This is a genomic window from Mesorhizobium sp. M7A.F.Ca.MR.362.00.0.0 (assembly GCF_004023175.1).
GTDB lineage: Bacteria > Pseudomonadota > Alphaproteobacteria > Rhizobiales > Rhizobiaceae > Mesorhizobium.
Genome location: NZ_RZTF01000442.1, coordinates 1 through 5,017, shown reverse-complemented (window position 1 = coordinate 5,017; position 5,017 = coordinate 1). Strand labels below are relative to the sequence as shown.

Below are 5,017 nucleotides of genomic sequence, written 5' to 3'. Positions count from 1 at the left end.
AAGTTCGGGGCGCCGAGGTTACTTGTCTGAGGAGTGGTCGTGAAACGCATATTGGTTACAGGAGGCTGCGGCTTCATCGGCCGGCATGTCGCACAGGAACTCGTCGCGCAGGATTATTCGGTTCGCATCCTCGATGCGTTGCTGGAGCAGGTGCATGCGGGCGAAGCCGTCGCGCTTCCCGCCGGGACCGAGCTGATCAAGGGCGATGTCCGAGACCGGGAGGCGGTCGCCAATGCGCTCGAAGGTGTTAACGCGGTCATTCATCTGGCGGCGGAAGTCGGCGTCGGACAATCGATGTACGAGATCGCGCGCTATGTCGGCGCCAATGATCTCGGCACCGCAACGCTGCTCGAGGCGCTGATCAAGCACCCGGTCGAACGGATCGTCGTCGCCTCGTCGATGAGCGTCTATGGCGAAGGGCTCTATGCAACGCCAGACGGCCGGCGCGTCGAAAATGCCCGACGCAAGGCGAGCGACATCAGGAGCGGGCAATGGAACCCGCTGTCGCCAGATGGAGACGCCCTCTCGCCGCTGCCGACGGACGAAGAAAAGCCAGTCGATCTCGCTTCCATCTATGCGCTGACAAAATACGCTCAGGAGCGCGCCGTGCTGATCTTCGGCGAGGCCTATGGCATCGATGCGGTTGCGCTGCGCCTGTTCAATGTCTTCGGCGCCGGCCAGGCGTTGTCGAATCCCTATACTGGAGTGCTGGCCAACTTCGCTTCGCGTCTCGCCAATGGCCAACGGCCCATGATCTTCGAGGATGGCGAACAGAAGCGCGATTTCGTCCATGTGCATGACGTCGCTCGCGCCTTTCGCCTTGCCCTGCAGCAACGCCAGGCAAAGGGTCATGTCATCAACATCGGCAGCGGCCGAGCCTACGCGATCAGCGAAGTCGCGCGATTGCTGGCCGAAGCCATGGGAACACCGAACCGCTCGCCGGAACTGCTCGGCAAAGCCCGCTCCGGCGATATCCGCAACTGCTTCGCCGATATTTCCAAGGCCCGTGAGCTGCTCGGTTTCGAGCCGGCGCGGCAACTGGAGAATTCGCTCGGCGAGTTCGTTTCCTGGGTGCGTAACACGTCCGCCGTCGACCGCGGCGCCGACATGAAGCGCGAGCTCGAAGAACGCGGGTTGGTCTCATGAACACACGCAATCGACGCGACGCGCCGGTCGCCATTATCGGCGGCAGCGGCTTCATAGGATCGAACCTCGCCGACAGCCTGTTGTCGGATGGCGAGCCGGTATTGGTGATCGACAATCTCAGCCGTCCGGGCGTCCAGCAGAACCTTGAATGGCTGGCGCAAAAACACGGCAGTCGCCTCACGGTGGAGACGATCGACGTGCGGGACGCCAACGCCTTGGCGACGGCTCTGATGAGTTCGAAGGCAATTTTCCATCTAGCCGCGCAAACCGCCGTCACCACAAGCCTGGTCCAGCCAGGCGAGGATTTCGACATCAACCTTCGGGGAACGTTCAACATTCTGGAGGCGGCGCGACTGAGCGGTGAGCTTATCCCGGTGATCTTCGCCAGCACCAACAAAGTCTATGGCAGCCTGCCCGACGTCGCGGTCCGCGAGGACGGCGATCACTATGTGCCTTGCGACAGCGTCATCCAGGCGCACGGCATCGATGAGGCTCGGGGCCTGGACTTCTGCACGCCCTACGGTTGCTCCAAAGGCGCGGCGGATCAGTATGTGCTCGACTATGCCAAATCCTACGGCATGCCGACGGCGGTGCTGCGGATGAGCTGCATCTATGGACCGCGCCAGTTCGGAACCGAGGACCAGGGCTGGGTCGCACACTTCCTGCTCAGCGCGCTGACGGGACGCCCAATCACCATTTACGGCGACGGCAGGCAAGTGCGCGATATCCTGCATGTCTCCGATGCCGTCGCCGCCTACAGGGCCGTGCTCGATCGCATCGAGACCACCAAAGGCCAGGCATTCAATCTTGGCGGCGGCCCGGAAAATGCGGTCAGCCTGCGCAGGCTGTTGAGCGAGATCCGTAGCCTGACCGGCCATGAGCTTTCAATCCGCCACGATGGGGAACGCACGGGCGACCAGCCCTTCTTCGTCGCCGACACCCGCAAGATCAAAACCGCGCTTGGCTGGATGGCCCATGTTTCATGGCGCGAAGGCGTCCGCGACCTCGCCGACTGGCTGCAGCGCCATCGGCTCGAGCCTCGCCCTGAAGCCGTGAGGTACGTCGCATGAAAATCGCTTTGGTAAACCCATTCTGGACCTACGACGACAGCATCTATTTCGGCTGCCGCCAACCACATCTGCCGCTGGAACTCGGCTATTCGAAGGCCCTGCTCGAAGCCGCCGGACATGAGGTGCTGATGCTGGATGGGCAGTTGCAGAAGCTCGACAATTCCGGTCTCTGCGAGCGGGTGGCTGATTTCGCCCCGGCGATGACCGTCGTCAGTACCGCCCCGACCTATCTGTTCTGGCGCTGCGCACCGCCGGAATTGCGTGTGCCGGCCGATTTCCTCAACCGTCTCGCCGGGCGCGGTGGACGCACGGTCGCGGTCGGGCCGCATGGCTCTGCGACGCCGGCGCCAACCTTGCGCAAGCTCGGCGTCGACATCGTCGTGCGCGGCGAATGCGAAGAAGTCGTCGAGCAACTTGCCCGGTGCGACGATTGGAGCGCGGTGCCCTCAACCGCTTATCTGCGGGATGCCAGGGTGGTTTCGAACGGCGGCGTCCACGCCAGTTCGTTTGCCGATCATCCGCCACTCGAATGGCCAGCGGACTGGATCGCAGCCCATTCGCATCACCATCACAGGTTCGATGACAATCAGGTGGGGTTCGGTGCGGAAGTCGAGGCATCGCGCGGCTGTCCCTATAACTGCAGTTTCTGCGCCAAGATCGATTTCCGTGATGCCTATCGCCGTCGAAACCATGAAGCGGTGGTGGCGGAGATCGATCGGCTGATTGCCCAAGGTGTCGGCTACATCTACTTCATCGACGAGATCTTCCTGCCGCAAAAAGCGTTGCTGGAAGCCTTGGTCGATCGCGACGTGAAATTCGGCGTACAGACCCGCATCGATCTGTGGAAGCCCGAGCTGCTGGAATTGCTGGGCGCCGCGGGCTGCGTCTCCATCGAGGCCGGTCTCGAAAGCCTGACCGTCGAAGGTCGGGCAATGCTGGCCAAGCGCTGCCGGCTGGGTACCGAGGAACTCGCCGCGCTGCTCGTCGATGCCAGACGTCACGTTCCATTCGTTCAGGCCAATCTGATCGGCGTGGTCGAGGATGATCCCGCCCTGGTCGAGCACTGGCGAACCCACCTGATCGACCACGGCGTATGGGCCAACGAACCTGTGCCGCTTTATCCGTATCCGAGTTCGCCCAGCTACCGCGAGCTTTGGGGCGAACCCGACGACCTTGCCTGGGAACGCGCCCATGACCACTACCTCGCATCTTTCCAGAAATTCAGTGACATCCAGGAGAGGCGGCCGCGACCGCTGGCGGAACTGGAGGCGACATGTTGCGGACACTGACGCCGCGCTCGCGGCGCATCCTGATGACCGTCGATGCCGTGGGCGGCGTATGGCGCTATGCCCTTGATCTGGCACGGGAACTTGTGAACGGCGGCGACAGCGTGGTGCTTGCCGGCCTCGGTCCACAACCGCCGAGGCAGCAGGCTGCGGAGGCGGAGGCTTTCACGACGCTGATCTGGTTGAGTACGCCGCCGGATTGGATGACCCGCGACGGCGGCGACCTCGACGCGCTGCCGCGGGAATTGCTTGCGCCCATGCGCGACCACGCCATCGACCTTGTTCATTTCAACGCGCCGACGCAGGCGGCGGGATTCGATGCGCCGTGCCCAGCCGTGGTGGTCTCGCATTCCTGCGTGACGACATGGTTCCACGCCGTCAGGAAACAGGCGGTGGATGGCGCATGGGCCTGGCAGAAGGAGCGCAACAGGCGCGGCTTGGATCGGGCCGACGCAGTCATCGTGCCGAGCCGCAGCCATGCCGATATGCTTGAGACCTGCTATGGCCCGATCGCGCGTCTGAGTGTGGTCGGGAATAGTGCCAGTCCGGTGCCGAAGACCGAAAAGCGCCAACCGCTCGTCTTCGCCGCTGCCCGCTGGTGGGACGAGGGCAAGAATGCGGCGGTGATCGACCAGGCCGCGTCGCTGACGCAATGGCCCGTTTTTGCCGCCGGTTCGATGCACGGTCCCAACGGCGGGCGTACCAGCTTCAGTTATGCTGTTCCTCTGGGAGCACTGCCGTCTCACGAGGTGCGCTCCTTGATGGCGCGCGCCGGCATTTTCGTGTCGCCATCAATCTATGAGCCATTCGGTCTGGCCGCGCTGGAAGCTGCCATGTCGGCGACGCCCTTGGTGCTTTCCGACATCGCAACCTATCGCGAACTATGGGACGGGGCCGCGATGTTCTTTGACGCGCGCAATCCCCACGACCTCGCTGCCTGCCTCAATCGTCTCTCCAGCGATGTCGAACTCAGGCGGGAGCTCGGCCAGGCAGCCCTGCGACGAAGCCGCCGGTTTACACTGGCCAGGCAAGCGGCGGCCATGCGAGGCATCTACGACAAGGCGGCCCTGGCCATGGCGGGGCGCTGACCATGCGCTTTCTGTTCTACACCCACTCGGTCGTTTCCGACTGGAACCACGGCAATGCCCATTTCCTGCGCGGTATCATGCGGGAACTGGTCGCGCGCCGGCACCAGGCGGTCGCGCTGGAGCCGTCCGACGGCTGGAGCCGTTCGAACCTGCTGGCTGAGAAGGGATCCTTCGCCATCGAACGCTTCCGCAAGGATTTCCCAGAACTGATGCCGGTGACCTATGATGCCGGGTTCGATCACGAGGCCTGGATCGCTGAGGCCGACGTTGTGATCGTTCATGAGTGGACGGATCCGGAGCTTGTCGCACGTATCGGCCGTGCCCGGGCCGCTGGCGGCAACTTCATCCTTCTGTTTCATGACACCCACCACCGGGCGGTATCGGCGACCGAGGCAATCTCGGCGCTGCGGTTGGAGCACTATGACGG

The 5,017-nt window shown here is 63.3% G+C and carries 4 protein-coding genes and 1 pseudogene; all 5 read left to right on the top strand.

The features are described 5' to 3' along the window. Nucleotides 1-39 precede the first annotated feature (39 nt). The gene (locus tag EOC06_RS32490) at nt 40-1,146 is read left to right on the top strand and encodes an NAD(P)-dependent oxidoreductase (protein WP_128309712.1); all 1,107 of its coding nucleotides are present in this window, start codon (nt 40-42) and stop codon (nt 1,144-1,146) included. Continuing rightward, on the top strand, nt 1,143-2,216 hold the full coding sequence (locus tag EOC06_RS32485; protein WP_128309711.1) for a GDP-mannose 4,6-dehydratase: 1,074 nt from the start codon (nt 1,143-1,145) through the stop codon (nt 2,214-2,216). Before EOC06_RS32490 ends, EOC06_RS32485 begins: the two co-directional genes overlap by 4 nt. Next, complete coding sequence (locus EOC06_RS32480; protein WP_128309710.1) at nt 2,213-3,505, top strand: TIGR04295 family B12-binding domain-containing radical SAM protein; 1,293 nt, start codon at nt 2,213-2,215, stop codon at nt 3,503-3,505. The genes EOC06_RS32485 and EOC06_RS32480 overlap by 4 nt, the downstream gene beginning before the upstream one ends. Further along, nucleotides 3,490-4,590 (top strand): glycosyltransferase family 4 protein, encoded by a 1,101-nt coding sequence (locus EOC06_RS32475; protein WP_128309709.1) that lies wholly within the window; start codon nt 3,490-3,492, stop codon nt 4,588-4,590. The genes EOC06_RS32480 and EOC06_RS32475 overlap by 16 nt, the downstream gene beginning before the upstream one ends. Nucleotides 4,591-4,592: 2 nt before the next feature. Further along, nucleotides 4,593-5,017 (top strand): annotated as a pseudogene (locus EOC06_RS32470) (glycosyltransferase); the annotation flags it as partial.